23 protein-coding genes and 1 pseudogene are annotated in these 24,011 nt (G+C 73.4%); 5 read left to right on the forward strand and 19 right to left on the reverse strand.

What is annotated here, in order from left to right; translation table 11 throughout:
- Positions 1-3: 3 nt before the first annotated feature.
- The 4 genes from BN1187_RS00935 to BN1187_RS14140 form a co-directional block, all read right to left on the reverse strand.
- On the reverse strand, positions 4-1,224 hold the full coding sequence (locus BN1187_RS00935) for a THUMP-like domain-containing protein (protein WP_052462127.1): 1,221 nt from the start codon (positions 1,222-1,224) through the stop codon (positions 4-6).
- Between the two features lie 13 nt (positions 1,225-1,237).
- Positions 1,238-1,969 (reverse strand): type 1 glutamine amidotransferase, encoded by a 732-nt coding sequence (locus BN1187_RS00940; RefSeq protein WP_040157716.1) that lies wholly within the window; start codon positions 1,967-1,969, stop codon positions 1,238-1,240.
- A 179-nt stretch (positions 1,970-2,148) separates the two neighbouring features.
- Entirely contained in the window at positions 2,149-2,754 is a 606-nt protein-coding gene (locus BN1187_RS00945) for a maleylpyruvate isomerase family mycothiol-dependent enzyme (RefSeq protein WP_040157718.1), read from the reverse strand.
- Positions 2,735-3,235, reverse strand: coding sequence for a hypothetical protein (locus tag BN1187_RS14140; protein WP_147675039.1), 501 nt, complete (start codon positions 3,233-3,235; stop codon positions 2,735-2,737). Before BN1187_RS14140 ends, BN1187_RS00945 begins: the two co-directional genes overlap by 20 nt.
- Positions 3,236-3,247: 12 nt before the next feature.
- On the opposite strand from BN1187_RS14140, the gene BN1187_RS00950 reads away from it, so the two are divergent.
- Complete coding sequence (locus tag BN1187_RS00950; protein WP_040157722.1) at positions 3,248-3,589, forward strand: hypothetical protein; 342 nt, start codon at positions 3,248-3,250, stop codon at positions 3,587-3,589.
- A 126-nt stretch (positions 3,590-3,715) separates the two neighbouring features.
- Here the strand turns inward: BN1187_RS00950 and BN1187_RS00955 are convergent, their stop codons facing one another.
- Genes BN1187_RS00955 through tsaE form a run of 6 tightly spaced genes read right to left on the reverse strand, consistent with a single transcriptional unit; the run spans position 3,716 to position 8,350 of the window.
- Entirely contained in the window at positions 3,716-4,195 is a 480-nt protein-coding gene (locus BN1187_RS00955) for an NUDIX hydrolase (protein ID WP_040157725.1), read from the reverse strand.
- On the reverse strand, positions 4,192-5,178 hold the full coding sequence (locus tag BN1187_RS00960; protein WP_072041915.1) for a DMT family transporter: 987 nt from the start codon (positions 5,176-5,178) through the stop codon (positions 4,192-4,194). The genes BN1187_RS00955 and BN1187_RS00960 overlap by 4 nt, the downstream gene beginning before the upstream one ends.
- A gap of 1 nt (position 5,179) precedes the next feature.
- The gene (tsaD, locus tag BN1187_RS00965) at positions 5,180-6,223 is read right to left on the reverse strand and encodes a tRNA (adenosine(37)-N6)-threonylcarbamoyltransferase complex transferase subunit TsaD (RefSeq protein WP_040157728.1); all 1,044 of its coding nucleotides are present in this window, start codon (positions 6,221-6,223) and stop codon (positions 5,180-5,182) included.
- Positions 6,220-6,684, reverse strand: a complete 465-nt coding sequence (locus tag BN1187_RS13975; protein ID WP_040157731.1) for a GNAT family N-acetyltransferase — start codon at positions 6,682-6,684, stop codon at positions 6,220-6,222. Before BN1187_RS13975 ends, tsaD begins: the two co-directional genes overlap by 4 nt.
- Positions 6,681-7,325: a tRNA (adenosine(37)-N6)-threonylcarbamoyltransferase complex dimerization subunit type 1 TsaB gene (tsaB, locus tag BN1187_RS13980; protein ID WP_040157733.1), complete on the reverse strand. Its 645-nt coding sequence runs from the start codon at positions 7,323-7,325 to the stop codon at positions 6,681-6,683. The genes BN1187_RS13975 and tsaB overlap by 4 nt, the downstream gene beginning before the upstream one ends.
- Positions 7,322-8,350 (reverse strand): tRNA (adenosine(37)-N6)-threonylcarbamoyltransferase complex ATPase subunit type 1 TsaE, encoded by a 1,029-nt coding sequence (gene tsaE / locus BN1187_RS14145; RefSeq protein ID WP_235750542.1) that lies wholly within the window; start codon positions 8,348-8,350, stop codon positions 7,322-7,324. The genes tsaB and tsaE overlap by 4 nt, the downstream gene beginning before the upstream one ends.
- A gap of 225 nt (positions 8,351-8,575) precedes the next feature.
- Here tsaE and BN1187_RS14530 point away from each other — a divergent pair, with 225 nt between their 5' ends.
- A complete protein-coding gene (locus BN1187_RS14530; RefSeq protein ID WP_072041916.1) occupies positions 8,576-9,805 on the forward strand; it encodes a glycosyltransferase family 4 protein in 1,230 nt (409 codons plus the stop codon).
- A gap of 3 nt (positions 9,806-9,808) precedes the next feature.
- On the opposite strand, the pseudogene BN1187_RS00990 reads toward BN1187_RS14530, so the two are convergent.
- The 3 genes and pseudogenes from BN1187_RS00990 to glmS form a co-directional block, all read right to left on the reverse strand.
- Positions 9,809-11,086: pseudogene (locus BN1187_RS00990) on the reverse strand (NAD(P)H-hydrate epimerase); the annotation flags it as partial.
- Between the two features lie 4 nt (positions 11,087-11,090).
- Entirely contained in the window at positions 11,091-11,438 is a 348-nt protein-coding gene (locus BN1187_RS00995) for a holo-ACP synthase (protein WP_040157738.1), read from the reverse strand.
- 12 nt (positions 11,439-11,450) lie between these two features.
- Positions 11,451-13,295 (reverse strand): glutamine--fructose-6-phosphate transaminase (isomerizing), encoded by a 1,845-nt coding sequence (glmS, locus tag BN1187_RS01000; protein WP_040157741.1) that lies wholly within the window; start codon positions 13,293-13,295, stop codon positions 11,451-11,453.
- Positions 13,296-13,364: 69 nt separating this feature from the next.
- Here glmS and coaA point away from each other — a divergent pair, with 69 nt between their 5' ends.
- Positions 13,365-14,330, forward strand: coding sequence for a type I pantothenate kinase (gene coaA, locus BN1187_RS01005; RefSeq protein WP_052462129.1), 966 nt, complete (start codon positions 13,365-13,367; stop codon positions 14,328-14,330).
- 18 nt (positions 14,331-14,348) lie between these two features.
- On the opposite strand, the gene BN1187_RS01010 is transcribed toward coaA, so the two are convergent.
- The 4 genes from BN1187_RS01010 to rplM all read right to left on the reverse strand — a co-directional run bounded on the left by BN1187_RS01010 (position 14,349) and on the right by rplM (position 17,642).
- Positions 14,349-15,140 (reverse strand): hypothetical protein, encoded by a 792-nt coding sequence (locus BN1187_RS01010; RefSeq protein ID WP_040157744.1) that lies wholly within the window; start codon positions 15,138-15,140, stop codon positions 14,349-14,351.
- Between the two features lie 156 nt (positions 15,141-15,296).
- Positions 15,297-16,652 (reverse strand): phosphoglucosamine mutase, encoded by a 1,356-nt coding sequence (gene glmM / locus BN1187_RS01015; RefSeq protein WP_040157746.1) that lies wholly within the window; start codon positions 16,650-16,652, stop codon positions 15,297-15,299.
- Between the two features lie 7 nt (positions 16,653-16,659).
- The gene (rpsI, locus tag BN1187_RS01020; protein WP_040157748.1) at positions 16,660-17,184 is read right to left on the reverse strand and encodes a 30S ribosomal protein S9; all 525 of its coding nucleotides are present in this window, start codon (positions 17,182-17,184) and stop codon (positions 16,660-16,662) included.
- A 14-nt stretch (positions 17,185-17,198) separates the two neighbouring features.
- Positions 17,199-17,642, reverse strand: coding sequence for a 50S ribosomal protein L13 (rplM, locus tag BN1187_RS01025; protein ID WP_040157751.1), 444 nt, complete (start codon positions 17,640-17,642; stop codon positions 17,199-17,201).
- Positions 17,643-17,837: 195 nt separating this feature from the next.
- Between rplM and BN1187_RS01030 the strand changes: the two genes are divergently transcribed.
- Positions 17,838-19,928 carry an elongation factor G-like protein EF-G2 gene (locus BN1187_RS01030; RefSeq protein ID WP_040157753.1) on the forward strand — a complete coding sequence of 697 codons (2,091 nt, stop codon included), beginning with the start codon at positions 17,838-17,840 and terminating at the stop codon, positions 19,926-19,928.
- Positions 19,929-20,006: 78 nt separating this feature from the next.
- Entirely contained in the window at positions 20,007-21,308 is a 1,302-nt protein-coding gene (locus tag BN1187_RS01035; protein ID WP_040157756.1) for an isochorismate synthase, read from the forward strand.
- Here BN1187_RS01035 and menD read toward each other — a convergent pair.
- Both menD and BN1187_RS01045 read right to left on the reverse strand, forming a co-directional pair.
- Positions 21,297-22,967: a 2-succinyl-5-enolpyruvyl-6-hydroxy-3-cyclohexene-1-carboxylic-acid synthase gene (menD, locus tag BN1187_RS01040; protein WP_040157759.1), complete on the reverse strand. Its 1,671-nt coding sequence runs from the start codon at positions 22,965-22,967 to the stop codon at positions 21,297-21,299. The two genes, BN1187_RS01035 and menD, sit on opposite strands and share 12 nt — an antisense overlap.
- A complete protein-coding gene (locus BN1187_RS01045; protein ID WP_218184547.1) occupies positions 22,964-23,938 on the reverse strand; it encodes an o-succinylbenzoate synthase in 975 nt (324 codons plus the stop codon). Before BN1187_RS01045 ends, menD begins: the two co-directional genes overlap by 4 nt.
- Between the last annotated feature and the right edge of the window lie 73 nt (positions 23,939-24,011).

Genomic DNA, 24,011 nt, shown 5'->3' on the forward strand with positions numbered 1-24,011 from the left:
CGCTCAGCCGCGCCCGCGGCGGGCGGCGACGCCACCGTCGAGGGCGCCGGGCGCTTCCGACCCGGGATGCCGGGGGACGCGCTCGGCGACCACCGTCACCGCGCCGCGGGGCGTCGGCGTGATGATGAGCGTGGCGGACGCGCTGCCCTGCGGTCGCAGCCGCCTGCGCAGCGCCGCGGGATCGACGTCGACGCCGCGCTTCTTGATCTCGAGGACGCCGACGCCGCGCTCGCGCACCCAGGCGCGCAGGGCCTTCTCCTTCACGGGCAGCACCTCCCGGACGGCGAAGGCGTCCGCGAAGGGGGTCGCGACGAGCCGCGACGACGTCAGGTAGGCGACGCCGGGCGCGACCAGCGCGGCGGCGACGCGCTCGGCCACGGCGGGGATCAGCCCCGCGCGGATCACGGCGCCGTCCGGCTCGTAGAGATAGGCGCCCAGCTCGGCCACCTCCGGGGCGGCCATCGCACCGTCGCGCCAGAGCGCTGCGCCGTCGACGGTGGCCCGGCGGCGTCCCGGGACAGCGTCGCCGCCGGCCCACAGGCAGGCCTCGACGACGGTGCCCCGGTCGCTCACCCACTCCGCCTCGACGCCGTCGGCGACGAGCTCGGTGGGCAGCCCGGGGCCGAGCTTCACCGCGGCCGGGCGCCGGCCGTCCAGCAGACCGGTGACGAAGTCCCACGGCGGCGTGAAGTCCTCGACGCGCCAGGTGCGGCCGCGGGCCGTCCGCCGGGCGGGGTCGCAGAACACGGCATCGCCCTCACCGAGCAGCCCGCCGGCCACCGCGGCGGCGTCCCCGACGACGACGCGCGCCCCGGTGTTCGCCTCCGCGAGGACGGCGGTGGCCGGGTCGAGCTCGACGCCGACCACCTCGACCCCGGCCGCGGCGAACGCTCGGGCGTCCGCGCCGATCCCACACCCCAGGTCGATCACGCGACGGGCCTGGCCGGCCAGGCGTCGGGCACGCGCCGCGGCGACACGGGGACGGGTTGCCTGCTCGAGGCCGTCGTGGGTGAAGTAGAGCCCGGGGGCGTCGGGCCCGAACTTGGTGGCGGCCCTGGCGCGCAGCGCGGCCTGCTCGAGGACGGCCGCCGCCCGCTCGGGCGTCAGCTCACGGCGCAGCCGCTCAGCCGCCGCCACCGAGGTGGGGTCGGGCTCGGCCATCGCGCGGGCCAACGCCGCCTCGGCGTCCGGGGACACCAGCCAGCGCGCTACCGCCTCGTCCATCAGCCGTGCGCCGTCAGGCCGAGCGCCGCTGCGCCGCCCTCGACCCCGACAGCTGGGCGACGAAGCCTGCGATCAGCAGCCGGCCGAACCGGATGACGTCGGCGTCCACCGCGGCCATCTCTTCCCAGACCCGGCCGGCGTCGTGGCCCTGGCCCGCGGCCCACGAGCTGATGAGCCCCGGGGACGCCTCGGGGTGGAACTGGACGCCCAAAGCCGATCCCACCCGGAACGCCTGGTTCGGGTAGGTCTCGGTGCGGGCGAGTTCGGTGGCGCCCTCGGGCAGCCGGGTGACGGCGTCGTGGTGGGACTCGGGCGCGACGTTCAGCCCGGCCTCGACGACCGGGCCCAGGACGGGGTCCGCGGCGGCGTCCTCCGCCCAGGCGAGGGAGTAGGCGCCCTCCTCTTCGCCGCGGTCGTCCCCCACGGTGACGGCGCCACCGAACGCCTGCGCGATGAGCTGATGGCCCAGGCAGACGCCGAGCACGGGGACATCTTCGGCGACCGCGTCGCGGACGAGTTCGCGGATCTGCTCGAGGAACGGGTGATCGGCGTCGTCCTGGGCGCTCATGCGCCCGCCGAGGACGATCAGGCCGCCCTCGACCTCGTCGATGGCCGGGACGGGGTCGCGCCACAGGGGCAGCATGCTGGGGACGATGCCCTCGTCCGCGAGCCAGGCGCCCAGGCGATCGAGCGGCACCTGAGGGTCGAGTTGGAGCACGGTTACCGATGAATGACGCAGCCTCATGGTCGTGAACCTACCTGGGCCCGGTGACAACGCCGTGTCGGCGCCCGGAACCGTGGCCGAACCGCAGAACGTTCAGCGTCGGACGCCCCTCCTGCACCGAAGCGCACCGGGCCTCCCTGACCGGGGCGCACAGCCGAGGCGGACAGCCGGGGTGCCGGCCGTGGAGGCCGCCCGGGCCGTCAGGAGACGAGCTCGACGGACACCGTGGCGACGTCCTCGCGCCCGTAGGCCCACACCATGAGTTCGGTGGGCTCGCCCGTCACCACCGTGCCGGGCCGCGCCGGCGGACGCCCCACCCGGGCCGACTCCCCGGTCGGCCGGCGCAGGACGAGCCCCGGGGAATTCAGGAACCGCAGCGCGGGCGCGGCCACCCGGACCCGCTTCCACAGCGCCTCCTGCAGGGCGGCGTCCGGCGCGTCCTCGGGGAGGTCGTTGGCGCGGGTGACGTCGACGGTGTGGACGTAGTACTCACCCAGCGCGTGCCGATGACCCTCACGCGCGTCGCCCGGCATGCACGCGATCTCGCCGGGGTCAGCGCGGAGCCTGTCCACCAACTCGGCGTACGGCCACCGCTCGCGGATGCGGCGCGCACGCTCGTCCGCGACCCCGCGCAGCGGCGGCAGCACCATCGCCGGCCACGACGCCGGGTCGTGCTTCAGCACCCACAGGTGGACGGCGAGGTCGTGGGCGTCCCATCCTTCGCACAGCGTTGGCGCCCCGGGTTCGACCGCGGCGAGCGCGGAGCACAGGCGGTCCTTCTGGCGATCACGGAGCGCGGCGGTCATGGTGCTCCCGGCTGTCGACGATGCTGGCCGGTCCCAGTGTGCCGCACGGGGACCAGCGGGCGGGCGCAGGGTGACGTGGCGACCGGTCAAGGAACGGATTCATTTGGCGAGGACCTGTTGCGACAGCTGTCTCTATCTGCGTTATGGCAATGGCCAGGACCTCCCACGAACCCCGATCAATCGTCAGGAGCAACACAGCATGAGCAAGATGTAGAAGATCGTCGCCGCCTCCGCAGCGACCGCGGTCCTCGGTGGAGGTGCTGCATTCGCCTTTGCGGACGACGCCCACGCGGACAACCGCGCGCACCAGGGCAAGGCGACCAACGTCGCGCGCCTCGTCGACCGCGTCGCCGAGGGCTGGGACAGCGTCGACACCTTCCAGGTCGACGGCACGCTCACCGCGCGCGCCTACGGCCTGCGCATCGGCGGCAACGTCGACGCCACCGTCGATCAGCGCGTCGCGGAATCCCCGCAGGCGCACCTCGAGGGCTCGATGCTCGGCCGCTGCGAGGACGTGACCGTCGTCGACGACACCTACTACGTCAAGCAGGGCGAGAACTACAAGGCGTACACCGAGGATCAGGTGAAGGCGAAGTGGGCCATCCTGCCCACGAACCTCGACGCCGTGGCCCTGCTGCAGAAGGTCGAGCCCTCCATCGAGGCCGCCCGCTACCTGGGCACCGACAACGTCAACGGTGTCTCCGCGGGCCACTACCGCTTCGTGGTCGACTCCAAGGCCCTCGGCTCGACGGCCAGAACCGCCAGGTGCGCAACGCGCTGCAGTACAAGTTCCGCGGCCTCAACGTGCAGTACGAGGGCGACATCACGAACGTGAACCAGCCGGTCACGATCAACGAGCCCTCCCCCGACCAGGTCGTGCGCTGAGTCCTCCTCCGCGTTCGTCCGACCGGCGGCGTCCCCTTCGGGGGGCGCCGTCGGCGCGTCCGGAGGGTTTCGCGGCTCACAAGAGGGTGACGGACCAGGACGCGGGGCGGCCGTCCACGTACGGCATGACGCCGTGGAACTGGCCGACGGACTCGTCGAAGACCAGCGGGAGCCACGTGTAGTCGCCCTCCCACAGGGGCAGGCTCAACAGCTGCGATCTCGGGACCCAGTGCAGCGTGCCCTCGGCGTTGGCCTCCGGCACGTCGCCGCGGAAGGCGTCCACGACGAAGACGAAGCCGAGCCAGTCCTCGCCGCCCTTGCCGAAGCCGGGCCACGAGATCGTGCCGCGCAGGCGCAGGGCGTCCGCTTCGATGGACGCCTCCTCGCGCAGCTCGCGGCGCAGACCGGCGACGACGTCCTCGTCGGCCTCGACCTTGCCGCCCAGCCCGTTGTACTTGCCTCGGTGCTGGTCGCCCTCGCGGAACGTCCGGTGCACCATCAGCACGTCGTCCCCGCGGACGACGTAGGCGAGCGTCCCGATGATCGGCGTGATCATCGCTCCCGACCCCCCGGACGGGCTTCCGGCGCTTCCAGGGCGACGGACGGCGGCTCGGGCACCGGGACGATGCCGTCGTCCTCCCGCGTCCCGCGGGGTGGGCGCTGCGCCAGCAGGATGCCCGCGAGCATCAGCGCGGCGCCGGCCAGCCCTCGCAGCGTCAGCCGCTCGCCGAGGAACAGCGCGCCGCCGAGGACGCCGAAGACCGACTCCAGCGACATGATCATCGCCGCGTGCGACTCCTTCGCGTCGCGCTGCCCCAACACCTGCAGGGTGTAGGCGATGCCCACGGCCACCAGGCCCGCGTAGGCCACCGCGCCCAGGCCGCCGGACAGCCCGGCGAACGGCCGCGGCTCGCCCACCAGCGCGCAGACCAGCGAGTACAGCATGGACGCCACGAACTGCGCCACGGAGAGCCGCAGCGGATCGACCCGCCGGGAGAAGTGCCCGATCGTCAGGATGTGCACGGCCCAAAAACCCGACCCGATCAGGCACAGCAGGTCGCCGGTCACCATGGTGAAGCCGCTGGGCTCGATCGTCAGGAGGTAGAGCCCGGTGACGGCCAGGGCGATGCCCACCCAGGTCGCCCAGCCCGTCCGGTGCCCGAGGAAGAGCCCGATGAGGGGCACGAGCACCATGTACAGGCCGGTCACGAAGGCGGCGTTGCCGGCCGTCGTGGTCTCCATCGCGAACTGCTGCAGCGTCGAGCCCGCGAACAGCGCGGCCCCGCAGACCAGACCCGGGACGACCGTCGCGCGCCAGCGCCGCCGGCGCTCCTGCGCGGGCCGCTTCCCGCGGGCGTCCAGCACCGCGATCAGCGGCAGCAGCGACAGGGCGCCGACGGCGAAGCGGGCCGCGTTGAACGAGAACGCGCCCATGTGCTGGGCGCCGAAGGCCTGCGCGACGAAGCCGAAGCCCCACAGCGCGGCACAGACGAGCAGGGCGCCGTTGGCCAGCGCGCGGCGGGAGGGGGCCGCCGCCATCTCAGACGAGGACGGTCGAGACGGGCAACCCGGAATCGGCGCTGAACTCCAGCCCGGACGGCCGCAGGCCCGCCCGGACGACCTCGACGCCGAGCGCCGCGATCATGGCGCCGTTGTCGGTGCACAGCCCGGGGCGCGGACGCCGCAGCTCGACGCCCCGCTCTGCCAACCGTTCCTCGAGCAGGGTGCGCAGCCGCGAGTTCGCCGCGACGCCGCCCCCGATGAGGAAGTGCGTCAGCCCGCGCTCGGTGCACAGGTCGGCCGCCTTGGCGGTCAGAACGTCGCAGACGGCCTCCTGGAAGGACGCGGCGACGTCGTCCACGGGGACGTCGAGCCCGTCGCGGCGGCGCAGTTCCACCCAGCGCGAGACGGCGGTCTTGAGCCCCGAGAACGAGAAGTCGAAGCGGTGCTTGGCCAGGTCCCGGGGCGTGGTCAGCCCGCGCGGGAAGCGGATCGCGGCCGGGTCCCCTTTCTGCGCGGCCCGGTCGATGACGGGCCCGCCCGGGTACGCCAGCCCCAGCACGCGGGCGACCTTGTCGTAGGCCTCTCCCGCGGCGTCGTCGATGGTCGCGCCGACCTCGGCGATCGAGGTGACGATGTCGTCCACGACGAGCAGGCTCGTGTGCCCGCCGGAGACGAGCAGCGCGCCGGTCGGGGTGGGCAGGTCACCGTGATCGAGCAGGTCGACGGCCACGTGGCCGACGAGGTGGTTGACGCCGTACAGCGGCTTGTCGAGCGCGGCGGCGAGCGCCTTGGCCGAGCTGATGCCGACGACGAGCGCGCCGACCAACCCGGGGCCCGCGGTGACCGCGATGCCGTCGAGTTCGGACGCGTCCACGTCCGCTGCCTCCAGGGCGCGCTTCAGCGTCGGGATCATCGCCTGCAGGTGCGCCCGCGAGGCGACCTCGGGGACGACGCCGCCGAAGCGGACGTGCTCCTCCACGGACGAGGCGACCTCGTTCGCCAGCAGCTCGTTGCCCCGGACGACGGCCACGCCGGTCTCGTCACAGGACGACTCGATTCCCAGGATCAGCGGCTCACTCACGCCGGCACCTCCGTCGTCTCTTCGGCCAGCGAACGGGCCATCACGATCGCGCCGACCCCCGGCGCGTAGTAGTCGGGCCGCTGCGAGATCGGCTCGAAGCCGAGCGCGGCGTACAGGGCGAGCGCGGGCTCGTTGGTGCTGTCGACCTCCAGCAGCATCTGCCCGGCGCTGCGCGCCCGCGCCCATTCGAACCCGGCGAGCAGCAGCCTCCGCCCGATGCCGCGTCCGCGCAGCTCGGGCCGCACGATGACCCGCAGCAGGTCGGCGGTGTCGGCGACCGCGCTGAAAGCCGCCACCCCGACGAGCTCGTCGTCGGCGTCCCGGTCGGCGAGCACGGCGTGCCCGTCGGCGGTGAGCTCCCCGGCCCAGGCCTCGCGGCTCCACCGGGCATGCGCGAAGGCGCCGGCCTCCAGTTCGGCGATGACGTCCAGGTCGGAGGGCCGGGCGTAGGCGACGATCACCGCTTCCTCCCCAGCGACAGCTTCGGCTGGACGAGCGTCGACTTGCGCCGCGTGGGCACCTCGGCGTCCGGGCGGCGCAGGTACAGCGGCTCGAGCCCGGCGTCGGGCAGCTTGAGCGCGTGAGCGGCCAGCACGCCGGCGTCCAGCTCGGTGGGGCCGGCGACGTCCGGGCGGACCAGGGTCGCGCCGGGGCCGGCGAGCGGCAGGCTCGGCACCTCGCCGGCGGGCCCGACATGCGGTCCGTCGACGCGGCGGCCACCGGCGTAGCGGGCCCTGTAGACCTCGTGGCGGCGGGCGTCGGTGACGACGGCGAACTCGTCGGGGGCGGCAGTCCAGCCGGCGGCGACGGCGTCCAGGCTGCAGACGCCGCGCACCGGGACGTCCTCGACGAACGCCAGCGTCGTTGCGGTGACCACGCCGACCCGCAGCCCCGTGAACGGGCCCGGCCCGACGCCCACGGCGATGGCGTCCAGGTCGGAGAAGGAGACGCCCGCCTCGGACAGCAGCCGCCGGATCAGCGGGGTGAGCTGCTCGGCGTGCGCGCGGCGGTCGTGGATGGCGGCGGACGCGACGACCTCGCCGTCGCGGGCGAGGCCCGCGCAGACGTCGGTCGAGGTGTCCACCCCGAGGATGAGGGTCATGAACGGTCCTGTCGTCGGGCGGTGGCGAGCGTTGCCAGGTCGTCGTGCGACCAGCGCTCGCCCACGCCGGTGAAGAAAACCCAGCGGGTCTCGTCCGCGGGATCGAGGCCGCGCCGGATATCGATCCTGAGGCGCTGAGGGCTCAATGGCTCGGCGACGCCCTCGCCCCACTCGACGAGCGTCACGCTGTCGGGCACGGACGACTCCAGGTCGAGGTCGAGCAGCTCCTCGGCGTCCGCGAGCCGGTAGGCGTCCACGTGCACCAGGGCCGGGCCCTTCCCGCGCGGCGGATGGATGCGGGACAGCACGAAGGTCGGCGAGATCACCGGGCCGTCGACGTCCATTCCGGCCCCCAGCCCCTGGGTGAACGTGGTCTTGCCGGCGCCGAGGTCGCCGGTGGCGACGATCACGTCGCCGGCGCGCACCAGCGCGGCCGTGCGGACCCCGAGGTCGCGCATCGCGTCGGCGTCCGGAACCTCGACGACGACCGGCAGCCAGTTCTCCATCACGGCCAGGTCGTCCTCGTGTCCGACGGCGACGAAACCGCGCCGCGACCACCAGCGCGCCAGCTCGGGGTAGTCCTTGCGGACCAGCACCGACGCCCGCGGGACGCCGACGGAAGCCAGCGCTTCCAGCAGGGCCGACACGGACGTTCCGGCGACGCCCAGGCCCTGGAAGTCGGGATGGACCCCGACCCGGCCGAGCCGCACGCCGGGGTCGTCCGGCTTGATCAGGATGGACGCCGCGGGCGTCTTGTCGATCTCCACCAGGTAGCCGCCGGACGACTCGATGACCGCGCGCACGGTGTCGACGGTCTCGGCGAGCGCCTTGGGCAGGACGTTGTGCACGGGGCGCGCGGCGAACGCGGCATGCATGATCGCCAGGACGCGCTCGGCGTCGTCGCCCGTGGCGCGGCGCAGCACGAAATCCCGGCCGCCGGGCAGCGTCGCCACGGCGATCTCGCCCTCGGGCAAGGTGAACCCCGGCGCGGGTGCGCCCGCGACGGGGTCGTGCGCGTTCGACATGGTCACCTCGGTCCTCGCAGAAAACTCGCCAGATTCTACTCGCGCCACGGAGCATCCCTGGCGCCGACCAAACCCGGCATAGAGACTCACGTCCCTTCGTTCACACGGGCGTAACCCGAACCTCGCCCGCCCGTCAAGCGCTGGCCGCGGAGGGTTCGATCCCCGTTCGGCCACGCGTCACGCCCTCTCCAGCTTGCGCTCATCCCGTGGAGACATGGTGGTCACGTGCGCGTGGTGATGCTGTCCGAATCCTTCCTCCCTCACGTGAACGGGGTCACGAACTCCGTTCTTCGATCCGCCGACCACCTGCTGGAGCAGGGGCACGATGTGATGATCATCGCCCCCCAGGCCGACGGCCTGCCCTCGGCCTATCGCGGTGCGCCCGTCGTCGGGATGAGCGCCCTGCCGATGCCGGGCTACTCGCAGGTTCGCATCGCCGCCACGCCCCGCGCTGTGCTCGTCAAGACGATGGCGGGCTTCGCCCCCGACGTCGTCCACCTGGCCTCCCCCATCAACGCCGGCTACCGCGGCATGCTCGCGGCCCACGACCTCGGCGTCCCGACGGTCGCCGTCTACCAGACCGACGTCCCCGGGTACGCGGCCCGCTACAACCTGCCCGCCTTGGAGCCGCTGCTGTGGCAGCGCGTCCGCATGGTGCACGGCTCCGCGACGCTGAACCTGGCGCCGTCGCGGGCCAGCATGGAGCAGTTGGCCGCGCACGGCATCGGCCGGCTGCACCTGTGGGGACGCGGCGTCGACGGCAAGCTGTTCGACCCCGCCAAGCGCGACGAAGCGCTGCGCGAGCGCCTGGCGCCGGGCAAGAAGATCGTCGGCTTCGTCGGACGCCTCGCCCACGAAAAGCAGGTGGCCGACCTGCGGGTGCTGGCCGACCTGCCCGACGTCCACACGGTCATCGTCGGCGACGGTCCGTGCCGCTCCGAGCTGACCGAGCAGCTGCCGAACGCGACGTTCCTGGGCCAGCTGCGCGGCGAGGAGCTGGCCCGGACGGTGGCGTCCTTCGACGTCTTCGTCCCGCCCGGCGAGCTGGAGACGTTCGGCCAGACCATCCAGGAGGCGATGGCCTCCGGCGTCCCCGTCGTCGCCCCGGCCAGCGGCGGCCCGCTCGACCTGGTCGACGCGAGCCACACCGGCTGGCTGTACCCGCCCGGCGACCTCGCCGCCATGCGCGCCCACGTCGTCGACCTGCTGGGCGACGAGCGCAAGCGGGAGGCGTTCGGCGCCTCCGCCCGCGCGTGGGTGGAGCCCCGCGCCTGGGACGCCGTCTGCGCCCGGCTCGTGGCCTACTACCGCTCAGCCATCCGCAGCAACCGCGAGCATCTCAACCAGCACCTCCGGGATCCGCTCGCCGAGGTCCTGGGGTGGGAGCGGCCCCGGGTTGGCCTGCGCGGCGAGGGCCTGCATCGAGGCCCCCGCGAGCGCAGCATCGCGAGCTGACAGCCCGGCGGCGAGCAGCGTCCCGCAGATCCCGCCGAGGGTGTCCCCCGAGCCGGCCTGCGCCGTCCACGCGGGTCCCGGCACGGCGAGCGCGACCGAACCGTCCGGCGTCGCCACGTACTGGGTGGCGCCTTTGAGCAGCACCGTCGCGCCGGACTCCCGGGACGCCCGCCGCGCGTGCTCGACCGGGTCGGCCTCCACCTCGTCCCGCTCGACGCCCAGGAAGCGGGCGAGTTCCCCCGCGTGCGGGGTGAGCAGGACGTCCTCGCGGAGCCGGCGTCCGCAGACCAGGCCGATGGCGTCGGCGTCCAGCAGCACCGGGACGCCCGCGCCCAGCCGCTCCTCGACGAGCTCGGCGCCGCCCTCGCGTTCGCCCCACCCGCTGCCGAGCAGGTGGGCCTGGACGCGGCCGTCCGCGGTCACGACGTTGGGGAACGCCGCCACCACGGCGTCCTTGGCGCTGCCGAGGTAGCGCACCATGCCGGGTCCGGTGTGGACGGCCCCGCCGACGGAGAGGACGGCCGCCCCGGGGAAGTGCGCCGAGCCGGCGTCGATGCCGATGACGCCGCGGGCGTACTTGTCGGAGTGCTCGCCGGGCGTCGGCCAGTGCGCGACGACGTCGGCGTCCTCCCAGCAGCGCAGGACGGGGTCCTCGAGCTCGAGGCCGATGTCGATCACCTCGACGCGCCCGCAGCGCGCCCTCGCCGGCTGCTGGACGTGGCAGGGCTTGCGTCCGCCGAACGTGACCGTCACGGCGGCGTGGAAGCTCTCGTCGGCGCCGCAGCGGTCGGCCTCGAGCCCCGAGGGCAGGTCGACGGCGACGACCGGCACGTCCGCGTCCCGGCAGGCCAGCGCGAAGAGCGCGACCGGCGGCTTGAGCCCGGCCCGGCCGCCGAGCCCGATGACGCCGTCCACGACGAGATCGGTCGCGGGAAGGTCGGCGAGCGCCGTCACGGCGTCCACCTCGCGGCCGCCGGCCGCGGTGAAGGCCGCCCAGCCCTCCTCGTGGACGCCCGACCCGCACCGCCACGCGCTCACCCGGACGCCGCGGCGTCGCAGCCGCACGCCCGCCCACAGCGCGTCGCCGCCGTTGTTGCCGCTGCCGACGACCAGCAGGACGCGGCGTCCGCGCGCCGGCGCCTTGTCGGCCCCGCGGAGTTCGCGCAGGATCACCGCCGCCAGCCCGGCCGCGGCGCGCTGCATGAGCGCCCCTGAGGTCAGCAGGTCGCCCGTGGCCTTCTCGGCGGCCTCGATCTGTTCGGCGCTGTAGACGTCGATCATGTCCTCACCTTTCGCAGACGATCATCGCGACGGCCACTCCGGCGTCGTGGCTTATCGACACGTGCACGCGGCGCACGCCCAGCTCTTGGGCGCGGGCCAGCACCGTCCCGGACAACGCGACGCCGGGGCGTCCACTGTCATCCTTCGTGATCACCGCGTCGGTCCACACCAGCCCTGCGGGTGCCCCCAGCGCCTTGGCGAGGGCCTCCTTCGCGGCGAAACGCCCCGCGAGGGTGTGCGGTGGGGCGTCGTCCTCCCCGGGCGCGAACAGCCGACGGCGCACCGCGGGGTTGGCCGCGGCACGCGCGAACCTGTCGAGGTCGCAGACGTCCACGCCGATGCCGGTGATCATCGCGCGGTGGGGCTACTCGACGGTGACGGACTTGGCCAGGTTGCGCGGCTGGTCGACGTCGTGGCCGAGCAGGGTCGCGAGCTCGCAGGCGAACAGCTGCAGCGGCACGGTGGCCAGCAGCGGCTGCAGCAGCGTGGACGCCTTCGGCAGCCGGATGATCTCGTCGCTGTAGGGCTCGACCTCGTGGTCGCCCTCCTCCACCAGGACGACGGTCTTCGCGCCGCGGGCGCGCACCTCCTGGATGTTGGAGACGACCTTGTCGTGCAGCTGGTCGCGGCCCTGGGGCGGGACGATGACGAACACCGGGATGCCGTCGTCGACGAGCGCGATCGGCCCGTGCTTGAGCTCGCCGGCCGGGAAGCCCTCGGCGTGCAGGTAGCTGATCTCCTTCAGCTTCAGCGCACCCTCGAGCGCCACCGGGTAGCCGACGTGCCGGCCCAGGAACAGCATCGACGTGCGGTCCTTGAGCCGGGCCGCGAGGTCGAGCACCTGCTGGGTGTTGTCGAGCACCTGCTGGATCTTGGCCGGCATGCCGTTCAGCTCGTCCAGGACGGCGGCGATCTCGTCGCCGAACTTCGTCCCGCGCACCTGCGCGAGGTACAGGCCGAGCAGGTAGCAGGCGGCGACCTGGGTCAGGAAGCCCTTCGTCGAGGCGACGCCGATCTCGGGGCCGGCGTGGGTGTAGATGACCGCGTCCGACTCGCGCGGGATGGTCGCGCCGTTGGTGTTGCAGATCGCGATCACCCGGGCGCCCTGGACGCGAGCGTGCCGGATGGCCATCAACGTGTCGGCGGTCTCGCCCGACTGGGAGATCGTGACGACGAGCGATTCCGACGTGATGATCGGGTCGCGGTAGCGGAACTCGGAGGCGATCTCAACCTCACAGGCGACGCGCGTCCAGTGCTCGATGGCGTACTTGGCGACCAGGCCCGCGTAGTGGGCGGTGCCGCAGGCGACGATGATGATCTTGTTGACGCGGCGCAGGTCGTCGGCGCTGATGCGGATCTCGTCGAGCACCAGCTCGCCGTCGTCGCTGAGCCGGCCGAGCAGCGTGTCGGCCACGGCGCGCGGCTGCTCGTAGATCTCCTTGCGCATGAACCAGTCGTAACCGCCCTTCTCGGCGGCCGACAGGTCCCAGTCGACGTGGAAGGGCTTCGACTCGCCGGGGTTGCCGTCGAAGTCGGTCACCTCGTAGCCGGACGGGGTGACCTCGACGATCTGATCCTGGCCCATCTCGACGGCCTCGCGGGTGAACTCGATGAACGCGGCGACGTCGGAGGCGACGAAGGTCTCATTCTCGCCGACGCCGACCACGAGCGGGCTGTTGCGGCGGGCGGCCACCAGCCGGTCGGGGGCCTGGGCGTCCACCGCGACGAGGGTGAACGCGCCCTCGAGCCGGTTGCAGATGACCCGCATGCCCTCCACGAGGGACGCCCCGCGCGCGACCTCGCGGCCCAGCAGCTGCGCGGCCACCTCGGAGTCGGTTTCGGAAGCGAAGACGACGCCGTCGGCCTCGAGCTCGGCACGCAGGGCGGCGAAGTTCTCGATGATGCCGTTGTGCACGAGCGCCACGCGGCCGTCGGCCCCGGTGTGCGGGTGGGCGTTGTCGTCGGTGGGCGCCCCGTGCGTGGCCCAGCGGGTGTGGCCCACCCCGGTGTGGGAGCTGGGAAGCGGACGCTCTTCGAGCTCGGCGACCAGGTTGGACAGCTTGCCCGACTTCTTCCGCAGCGCGAGCTGGCCGTCGGTGACCACCGCGATCCCTGCGGAATCGTAACCGCGATATTCCATTCGCCGAAGCCCGTCGATGACGACCGATTCTGCATCGCGGGGACCGACGTAACCGATGATTCCGCACATGGGCGTCAGACTACCGTGTCGTCCCGACCCTCCTGTGGCAGGCTTGCCCAACGACGATCAGGAGGTGCTTTGGTAACCGCACCCGACGAGCACGGTGAGCTCGAGGGCCCCTACATCACGCGCACCCGCGAGGAATGGGCCTCCCTGTGGGAGTCCTCGCCCGTCCGGCTGACCGGTGAGATGGTCCGCGCGCTGCGCGCCACCCAGGACCCGACCGAGGTCGATCAGATCGAGCAGGTGTATCTGCCCCTCACCCAGTTGCTGAACATCTACATCGCCGAGGCGAACACGCTGCACCGGCGCAGCAACGACTATCTGCAGCTCAACCACGGCTCGGTCCCGTTCGTGATCGGTGTCGCGGGCTCGGTGGCGGTCGGCAAGTCGACGACGTCGCGCCTGCTGCGCGAGTTGCTCGCGCAGGGCCCGGGCCACCCGAAGGTCGACCTCATCACGACGGACGGCTTCCTCTACCCCAACGCCGAGTTGCAGCGCCGCGGCCTCATGAACCGCAAGGGTTTCCCGGAGTCCTACGACCGGCGCGCCCTGCTGAAGTTCGTCATGGCCGTCAAGTCACGCGCCCGCGAGGTGCGGGCCCCCGTGTACAGCCACCTCGTCTACGACATCGTCCCGGGCGAGGAGGTGGTGGTGCGGCGCCCCGACATCCTCATCGTCGAGGGCCTCAACGTCCTGCAGCCACCGCGCCGGCTCAGCCGGGACGGCTCCCCCACGCTGGCGGTCAGCGACTTCTTCGACTTCAGCGTCTACGTGGACGCCTCCCCGGAGAGCCTGCGCCGCTGGTACGTGGAGCGGTTCATGGTGCTGCGCCGGACGGCCTTCCGGAACCCGCGCTCGTACTTCCGCCGCTACGTCAGCCTCACCGACGACGAGGCGCTCGCGATGGCCTCCGAGATCTGGGACACCATCAACGCGCCGAACCTGGTGGAGAACATCCTGCCCACCCGCGGGCGCGCCACGGTCGTCCTCCGCAAGGACGAGTCGCACGACGTGGAATGGATCAAGATCCGCAAGGTCTGACCCGAGCCCCGTGGCGGCTCAGCGGCGCGCCAGGCGCAGCAACGGGACGCCCGCGGCGACGGCCGCGACGAGGACGACCCACCAGGGCAGCACCGGAACGACGGCACGCGCGAGGAGCACCCCCCAGGTGAGCAGCGCTCCCCAACCGAGGGCCAGCCAGTGCCGCGGGCGCCAGCGCGAGGCGGCGTTCGCCAGGCCGGTGCCGTTCAGCGCGCCGGCGACCAGCCCGACCACCAACATCACCTCGAGGATCGCCGTCCACAGCCCCAGGTCCGCCCCGGCGCAGAACACCAGCGCCACCACCGCCAGCGCGGCCATCGCGGTACCGCCCTTCAGCACGCGGCCCGGTTCGGGCACCAGGGAGGCGAAGCCGTCGCCGGTCGTGCCGGCGACGTACAGCGGCGCCGCGCACAGCGCGCCGACCAGCGGGGCGAGCCAGGCGGGCCAGTCCAGGCCGGGCAGCCCGGAGGCCAGCAGGAGGGTCAGCGGATAGGCGGCCAGCGGCAGCAGCAACCGCCACCGGGCGGAGAACGTCTCGGCGAGCCAGGTCGCGACGGGACCGAGGCCGGGGGCGGCCACCCCCAGCAGCACGGGCAGCGCCGCGATGAGCTGGCCGGTCTCGGCCAGGCCCGGCCACGTCGCCACCGCGACGCTCGCCGTGACGAACGCGAAGGATCCGAGCGCGACGAGCGCCGGGGCGGTGACGGCCCGCCGGGGGGCGTCCTCGGCGGTCAGGACGAGCTCGCCGGTGAAGCGCTGCTCGTCGTCGTCTCGGGATGGTCCGGTGCGGGGAAGGGTGCTTTGGGACATGGCGGCTGTTCCTTCGGACTGGGGCGCCGCGAACATAACCGCGGGGGCGGTGCTCTGCACCCGACGCGCCGCGACCGCGACAGATGTCTCAACGAAACTTCAGGAACGCGCGAAGAGCCCGGGGAAACCCCGGGCTCGTGTCGTCGGTTGCCGCCGTTACGACAGCGAGAGCCGCTCGCGGACGACGGCGGCCAGGCGCTCGGCCACGGCCTGCGCCCGCTCGGACGTGTCGGCCTCGACCATCACGCGCACCAGCGGCTCGGTGCCCGACGGGCGCAGCAGTACCCGTCCCTCGTCGCCGAGCTCGCGCGTCTCGGCGGTGACGGCGGCGTTGACCTCGGGGTCGATGCCGGCGCGGGCCTTGTTGACGTCGGGGACGTTGATCATCACCTGCGGCAGGCGGGTCATGACGGAGCCGAGCTCCTTCAGCGACTTGCCGGTGTGCACCATCCGGGACGCCACGTGCAGCGCCGTCAGCACGCCGTCGCCCGTGGTGGCGAACTCGCTCATGATGACGTGGCCGGACTGCTCGCCGCCCAGGGCGAACCCGTTGGCGTTCATCGACTCCAGCACATAGCGGTCGCCGACCTTCGTCTGGTCGACACGGATGCCGTTGTCGCGCATGGCGTTCACGAAGCCGAGATTGCTCATCACCGTCGCGACGACCGTGTCGCCGTGCAGGGACTGGTCCTCCTTCATCGCCAGCGCCAGGATCGCGAGGATCTGATCGCCGTCGATGAGGTTGCCCTCGTGGTCGACGGCGAGGCACCGGTCGGCGTCGCCGTCGAAGGCGAAGCCCACATCGGCACCCTGCTCGACGACCGCGCGCTGCAGGTCGCCCATGTGGGTCGAGCCGCAGTTGTCGTTGATGTTCAGGCCGTCGGGCTCCGCGTGGATCGTGGTGACGTCCGCGCCCTGGGCCTCGAAGGCCGCCTGGGCCGTGGTGGACGACGCCCCGTTGGCCGGGTCGAGGACGACCTTGAGCCCGTGCAGGCTCGCCTCGTCCCCGAGCGAACCGACCAGGTGGGCGACGTAGCCCTCGAGTGCGCCGGGATCGTCGACGACGCGGCCGACCTTGTCACCGACCGGGCGCTGCCAGTCCTCGTTCATGCGCTTCTCGATCTCGTCCTCGAGATCGTCGTCGAGCTTCACCCCGCCACGGCTGAAGAACTTGATGCCGTTGTCGGGCATCGGGTTATGGCTGGCGGACAGCATGACGCCGAGGTCGGCGCCCCGATCGTTGACGAGGAAGGCGGCCCCGGGGGTCGGGACGACTCCGAGCCGCACCACGTCGACGCCGGCCGACGCGAGGCCCGCCACCACCGCGGCCTCCAGGAACTCCCCGGAGGCACGCGGGTCGCGCGCCACGAGGGCCACCGGACGGTGACCCTCGAACACCCCGGACTCGCCGAGCACATGGGCCGCCGCCACCGAGAGCTCGAGCGCCAACTCGGCGGTCAGAGCCTCGTTGGCCCGGCCTCGGACCCCATCGGTGCCGAAGAGACGCGCCATCGCGGGATCAGCGCTTGCTGTACTGAGGAGCCTTACGCGCCTTCTTGAGGCCCGCCTTCTTGCGCTCCTTGACGCGGGCGTCACGGGAGAGCAGGCCGGCCCTCTTCAGCGCGGGGCGGCTGGCCTCGACGTCGATGGCGTTCAGAGCGCGGGCGATGCCGAGGCGCAGGGCGCCGGCCTGGCCGGTCACACCGCCGCCGACGATCTTGGCGATGACGTCGTAGGAGCCCTCGAGCGCAGCGGTCACGAAGGGCTCGTTGATCGTCTGCTGGTGCAGCTTGTTCGGGAAGTACTCCTCGAGCGAGCGGCCGTTGATCGAGAACTGGCCGGAGCCGGGCACCAGGCGGACGCGGGCGATGGCCTCCTTGCGGCGGCCGGTTGCGGCGCCGGGGGCGACGACGGCGGGGCGCTCGCCCGGGGCCGCCGAGGACGGGGTCGCCTCGGAGCGGTACGCGATCTCGCGATCCTGCTCGTCGGTGAACGTCCGATCGACGTCGGTGGTGTCTTGGGTCTCGTCAACGGTGTCAGTCACGGCTGTTCCTTGAGTCACTGGGCGATCTGGGTGATCTGGTAGGGCTGCGGCTTCTGCGCGGCGTGCGGGTGCTCCGGGCCGGCGTAGACCTTCAGCTTCTTCATGAGCTGGCGGCTGAGCTTGTTCTTCGGAAGCATGCCCCACACCGCGCGCTCGACGGCGTAGCGGGGATCCTTCTTCAGCAGTTCGCCGTAGGGGACGGACTTGAGCCCGCCCGGACGCCCCGAGTGCCGGTAGGCCAGCTTGTCTTCGGCCTTGGCACCGGTCAGGGCGATCTTGGAAGCGTTCACGACGATGACGAAGTCACCGGCGTCCACGTGCGGCGCGTACGTGGCCTTGTGCTTGCCACGAAGCAAGGTCGCGGCGGTCACCGCGAGGCGGCCGAGGACGATGTCGTCGGCATCGATCACATGCCAGTTCCTGGTGATCTCGCCAGGCTTGGGGCTGTACGTAGACACGGTCGTTGACCATCTTCCATTTGATTGAGGACGTGAAACGCGGCGCGGGGCGATCGGGCGTCCGAAAGCTCCAGCGCAACAGCGACAAACTTTACTCCGCGCTCGCGAGGCGGTCAAAACGGGTCACCGGGACCAGCGCCGGACGGATTCTCCCGGCTCGGCTCGCGTGGGCGAAGACAGTGGCATGGTATGCCCATGAGTTCAAAGGTGAACAATCAGGTGGCCCAGGTGAACAGTCCCGACGACGTTCGTAACGTCGTGCTCATCGGGACGGCCGGGTCGGGCAAGACGTCCCTGTTCGAGCAGCTGCTGCGTTCGCGGGTGCCGGGCTATCGCGGAGAGAAGGACTCCCCCGAGCGGCTGTCCCAGCTCTATCTCGCGTCGCTGGCCACCGGGGACGTCGTCGTCAACCTGCTGGACGCCCCGGGGCACCCCGACTTCGTCGGCGAGCTGCGGGCGGGCATGCGCGCCGCGGACGCCGCGGTCTTCGTGCTGTCGGCCGCCGACGGGATCGACCCCGCGGCCCAGGCGCTGTGGGAGGAGTGCCGCCGGGTCAACCTGCCCCGCGTCATCGCCCTCACCAAGATGGACGCCGCGCCCGCCGACTTCGACACGGTCGTGGAGCAGGTCAAGCAGGCCTTCGGCGAGGGCGTCCTGCCCACGCACGTCCCGGTCGGCTCGGGCGCGAACATCAGCGGCACCGTCGGCGTCCATTCGCGGCGGTTCCGCGACTACAGCGGCGGCGGCGAGCCGGTGCTGCACGAGGGCGACGACGCCCACGACGACCTCATCGAGCCGCACCGCGGTCCGCTGGTCGAGGGGCTGATCCAGGAGGCCGAGGACGACGACCTCATGGAGCGCTACCTCGAGGGCGACGATCCCGGGCGCGACGCTCTGCTCGACGACCTGATGAAGGCGACGGCGGGCGCCAACCTCTTCCCGGTGGTGCCCGTGACGACGTCCAATCGCGTCGGAACCGAAGAGCTGCTGTCGCTGATCGAGCACGGCTTCCCGACCCCGAGCCTGCACCCCAACCCCGAGCTCACCCGCCTCACCGGCGACACCGAGCCCACGCCGTCCGACCCCGCGGCGCCCCTGGTGGCGCAGGTGATCCGCACGACGAGCGACCCGTTCGCCGGCAAGCTGTCGATGGTGCGCATCTTCTCCGGCACGCTGAGGGCGGACGCCCCGGTGCACGTGTCGGGCCACCGCTCGTTCTTCACCGATCAGGAGTCCGGCCACGCCGACCACGACGACGAGGAGCGCGTCGGCCAGATCCAGCAGGCGATCGGCACCGAGCTGGTGGCCAAGCCCGCGGCGATCGCCGGCGAGATCGTCATGGTGCCGAAGCTGACCACCGCCGAGACCGGCGACACGATCACCGACCGCGAGCACACGGGCGTCGTGGCGAACTGGCCGGTGCCCGAGCCGCTTCTGCCGCTGGCGATCAAGGCCGCGACCCGCAACGACGAGGACAAGCTCGCCTCCGCGCTGCAGCGGCTCGCCGTCGAGGACTCCACCGTGCGGCTGGCCCGCGGGGCGTCCGATCAGCTGGTGCTGTGGACCACCGGCCAGGCGCACGCCGACCTCGTCCTGAGCCGGCTGAAGGAGCGCTACGGCGTCAACGTCGCCCAGGAGGACGTCAAGATCGACCTGCGGGAGACGTTCGTCGGCTCCGCGGACGCTCTGGGCCGGCATGTCAAGCAGTCCGGCGGGCACGGCCAGTACGCCGTGTGCAACCTCACGATCGAGCCGCTGGAGCGCGGCGCCGGCTTCGAGTTCGTCGACAAGGTGGTCGGCGGCTCGGTGCCGCGCCAGTTCATCCCGTCGGTGGAGAAGGGCGTCCAGGCCCAGATGCAGCGCGGCGTCCTGGCCGGCTACCCGATGACGGACGTCCGCGTCACGCTGTACGACGGCAAGTCGCACTCGGTCGACTCCAGCGACATGGCCTTCCAGATGGCCGGGGCCGCCGCGCTGAAGGAGGCGGCCTCCGACCGGTCGAAGGTGGCGCTGCTGGAGCCGCTGGACGAGGTGACGGTCACCGTCGGCGACGCCTACCTGGGCGCCGTGATGACCGACCTGTCCGGACGCCGCGGGCAGGTGCTCGGCACGGACGCCGTGGACGGACGCGCGGTGATCCGCGCGCTGGTGCCCCAGTCGGAGCTGGCGCGCTACGCCATCGACCTGCGCGGCATCGCCCACGGCGGAGGGACGTTCACCCGGGCGTTCCACGGGTACGAGCTGATGCCGGCCCAGATCAGCGAGCAGTACCTGGCCCAGGGCTGACCCTCGTCCGCGCCGTGCCCGCCCCGCCGCGCGGGTGGGCACGGCGCGCTCCGGGCGTGTCGCATAATGGCCGGTGATATGTCCACGTCACACCAGCACACCGCCACGCCCGGTACCGCCTCCCCGCTTCCGCGGCTGCGGGTGCGCACCCAGCGCCTCGACGAGCACGTCGATCTGCTGGCCCGGATCCCGGCCGACGTCACCGCGGTGTGGCTGCGGCACGGCCACGGGCTCATCGCCGTGGGCTGCGCCGAACGCATCGTCACCGCCGGCGAGAGCCGGTTCGCGGACGCCTCGAGCCGGTTCCGCGCGCTGGCCGGCGCCGCCGACGTCGAGGACGAGGCACAGGTGCGCGGCAGCGGGCTGGTCGCGCTGGGATCCTTCTCGTACTCCGCCGGCTCGCCGCGGCCGTCGACGCTCGTCATCCCCGAGGCGGTCCTGGGCCGCAGCGGCGACGTGACGTTCCTGACCACCGTGACGCGCGACGGTTCCGCGGCGGCGTCCACGGATTGGCGCGAGCTGTTCGGCCCGACGCCCCCCGACGCCTCCGTCGCCGCCACCGTCACCCCCGACCACACGCCGGCCGCCTACCAGCGGCTCGTCGCGGAGACGATCGCGCGCATCACAGCCGGCGCCGCGGACAAGGTGGTGCTCTCGGAGCGCAGCACCGTCACGTCGGACGATCGCATCGAACCCGCGGTGCTGCTGCGCCGCCTTGCCGAGCGCTTCCCGTCCACGTGGGTGTACAAGGTGTCCGACGTGCTGGGCGCGAGCCCCGAGATGCTCGCCCAGACCGACCACGGACGCCTGTTCAGCCGCGTGCTGGCCGGGAGCCGGGTCGCCGAGGGAGGCAGGCTGTCGGAGGACGAGCGCCGCGCCTTCCGCGCCGACCCCAAGGAACGTTCCGAGCACGCGTTCGCGATCGACTCGGTGACCTCGCGGCTGGGGTCGGTCGCCGAGGACGTCACGGCGTCCGCCGAACCGTTCATCCTGCGGCTGCCGGGCATCGAGCACCTCGCCTCCGACGTGTCGGCCGCGCTGCGTCCGGGCGTCACGAGCCTGGACGTCGCGGCGGTGCTGCACCCGTCCGCGGCGGTCAGCGGGACGCCCCGGGACGCGGCGGACGCGATCATCGCCGAGCTGGAGCCGCACGACCGCGGCGGTTACGCCGGCCCGGTCGGCTGGATGGACGCCCGCGGCGACGGGCAGTGGGCGATCGCGCTGCGCCTGGCGCACCTGCGCGGCCCGCACGAGGTGGCGCTGCAGGCCGGCGGCGGGATCGTCGCGGCGTCCGACCCCGTGGTCGAGCACGCCGAGGCGCTCGCGAAGACCCGGCCGCTGCTGCGGGCGCTGTTCGGCGCGGACGGCTCAGCCCGCTGACCCCTCGCGCACCACGAGCAGCCGACGCCCCGTCGCGGGCGCGGCCAGCGCGGCGGCCAGCCCGCCGGGGGTGACGGCCGCGGCGGGGACGCCCAGGGCTCGGCCTGCGGCCACCAGGTCCACGCCGTGCGGCGTGGTGAAGAAGCGCCGCAGCACCGCCGGCGGCGCCGCCCGGTGCTCGAGGCCCGAGAAGATGCGCCCGCCGCCGTCGTCCAGCACGACGACGTCGAGGCCCACGGCCGGCTCGTCGGGGCCGATCACGAGGCCGGTGAGGTCGTGTACCGCGGTGAGGTCGCCGATCAGCGCCCGCACCCGCCCCGGCCGTCCGGCGCGGGCCAGCGCCACCCCCGTGGCCGTCGAGACGAGCCCGTCGATGCCCGCCAGGCCGCGGTTGGCCACCACCGTCGCGCGGGCCGCCCCGGCGTGTTGCTCCAGGTCGCGCACCACCGAGGACGAGCCGAGCACCAGCACATCGTCGGGGCCGCAGGCGTCCCAGGCCGTCACGGCGGCGCGGGCCTGCCAGGAGGCGGGTCCCGGGGCGGCAGAGGCTGCCGCCCGCCAGGCGGCGAGGAAGGCTCGCTGCCCCTGCGCGGCGGCCGGCGTCGCGACGCCGGCGGCGGCAGGGACGACGAGACCGGCGCGACGGGCGGCGTCCGGCCAGCGCGGACCGGGGTGGACGACGACGACGTCCACGTCCGGCGCCCCGAGCAGGCCGGTGACGACGGGGCGCGACAGCGTGGGGTGGCCGAACACGACCGCGCGGTCGGGACGCAGCGCCCCGGCCCCGGCGGTCATCACCTCGCGCAGCAGCTCCGGGTAGCCGCCGATCAGCGCGTCCCCGCCGCGGGCGTCCGAGGACGGCTCGGCGAACAGCGGCAGGCGGTGCTCCTCGGCGAAGGCGCGCGCGGCGGGTCCGGCGCCGTCCCCGGCCACCACGACCGTGCGCCCGGTGACGCGGATCTCGACCGGCTCCGGGGCGGGCTGCGCCGGCCGCCGGGTCAGCACGATGGGGCCGCCGGCGGGGGCGGCGTCCAGGCTCGCGGCGACCGGGGTCAGCGGGTCGCGCAGGCAGACGTTGAGGTGGACGGGGCCGGGATCCTCGCCGGTGGCGGCGGCGAACGCGCGCGCAACCGCGTTGACGGCGGTGCGGAGCTCGACCGCGGCGGCGCCCCCGGCGGCGGGCGCCGGCAGGTCGAACGCGTAGCGGACGGCGTCCCCGTACAGCCCCGCCTGCCGAGTCGCCTGGTTGGCCCCGGTGTCGCGGAGCTCGGCGGGGCGGTCGGCGGTCAGGACGATCAGCGGGACGCCGGCATGGTGCGCCTCGAGGACGGCCGCGTGCAGGTGGGCGGTCGCGGTGCCCGACGTGGTGACGACCACGCCCGGCGACGCCGGGTTCGCCCGCGAGATCCCGAGCGCGGTGAAGGCGGCGGCGCGCTCGTCGACGCGCACGTGGGGCCGCAGCGCGGCGGCGACGGTGGCGTCCTGTAGCGCGTAGACGAACGGCGCCGACCGCGAGCCGGGCGCGAGCACGACGTCGCGGACGCCCAGCGCGGCCAGCGCCCGCCAGATGGCCTCGGCCTCCTCGACGGCGCCCGAGCCGCAGGGCGTCGGCGGGTCGATGGACGCGGGCCCGCGCCCGAGGTCGTCCGGGCCGGTCATGACGCGGCCCCCTCGAGTTCCGCGGCGCAGTCGGCGAGCCGACGCTCCCAGGCGGCCGCTACGGCGTCCTCGGGCGCGAACCGGGCGAGCAGGTCCGGCTCGGGGCCGGGCCGGGTGACGGGCAGGACGCCGCCGGCGCTGCGCAGCGGCTCCGCGACCAGGTCGCCGGTGAGCAGCGCGCCCGTGGCCAGCCCACAGGCGTACGGCAGCTCGGGCAGCGCGGCCGCGCACGCGACGCCCGCGGACAGCCCGACGCTCGACTCGAGCGCGGACGAGACGACCACGGGCAGTCCGGCCTGCTCGGCGAGTTCGAGGCAGCGGCGGATGCCGCCGAGCGGCTGCACCTTCAGCACCAACAGGTCCGCGGCCCCGGCGCGCGCGACCCGCAGCGGATCCTCGGCGCGGCGCACCAGCTCGTCCGCGGCGATCGGGACGTCCACCCGGCGGCGCAGCGCAGCGAGGTCCTCCAGCGACGCGACGGGCTGCTCGGCGTACTCGAGACCGCCCGCAGCCCGGTCGAGCAGGCCGATCGCGGCCAGCGCCTCGTCCAGCGACCAGGCCGCGTTGGCGTCGATGCGGATGCGGCCGTCCGGGCCCAGGGCGTCCCGGACGGCCTCGATGCGCGCGGCGTCCTGCGCGAGCGTGCTGCCCGGATCGGCGACCTTGACCTTGGCCGTGCGCGCTCCCCCGGCGCTGGCGAGGCGGTGCGCCTCCCCGGGCGCGACGACGGGGATCGTCACGTTGACGGGCACGGCGTCCCGGACGGGCCGGGGGCGCTGCGAGGTGGCGTCCGCGACGGCGGCGCCGAGCCACGCGCTGGACTCGGCCGGGCCGTAGTCGGCGAACGGGGAGAATTCGGCCCAGCCTGCCGGCCCCCGCAGCAGCAGCCCCTCGCGCACGGTGATGCGCCGGAAGCGGGTGGTCATCGGGATCGACCAGGCCACCGCCTCGTCGATGCCGCGCTCGCGCAGGGCGGGCGGGACCGCCACCCCGGCGCTCGGACGACTCGCCTCACGAGGAAGGCCGGACAACGGCTGGGACACG

This window comes from Nigerium massiliense, assembly GCF_000826085.1.
GTDB lineage: Bacteria > Actinomycetota > Actinomycetes > Propionibacteriales > Propionibacteriaceae > Propioniciclava > Propioniciclava massiliense.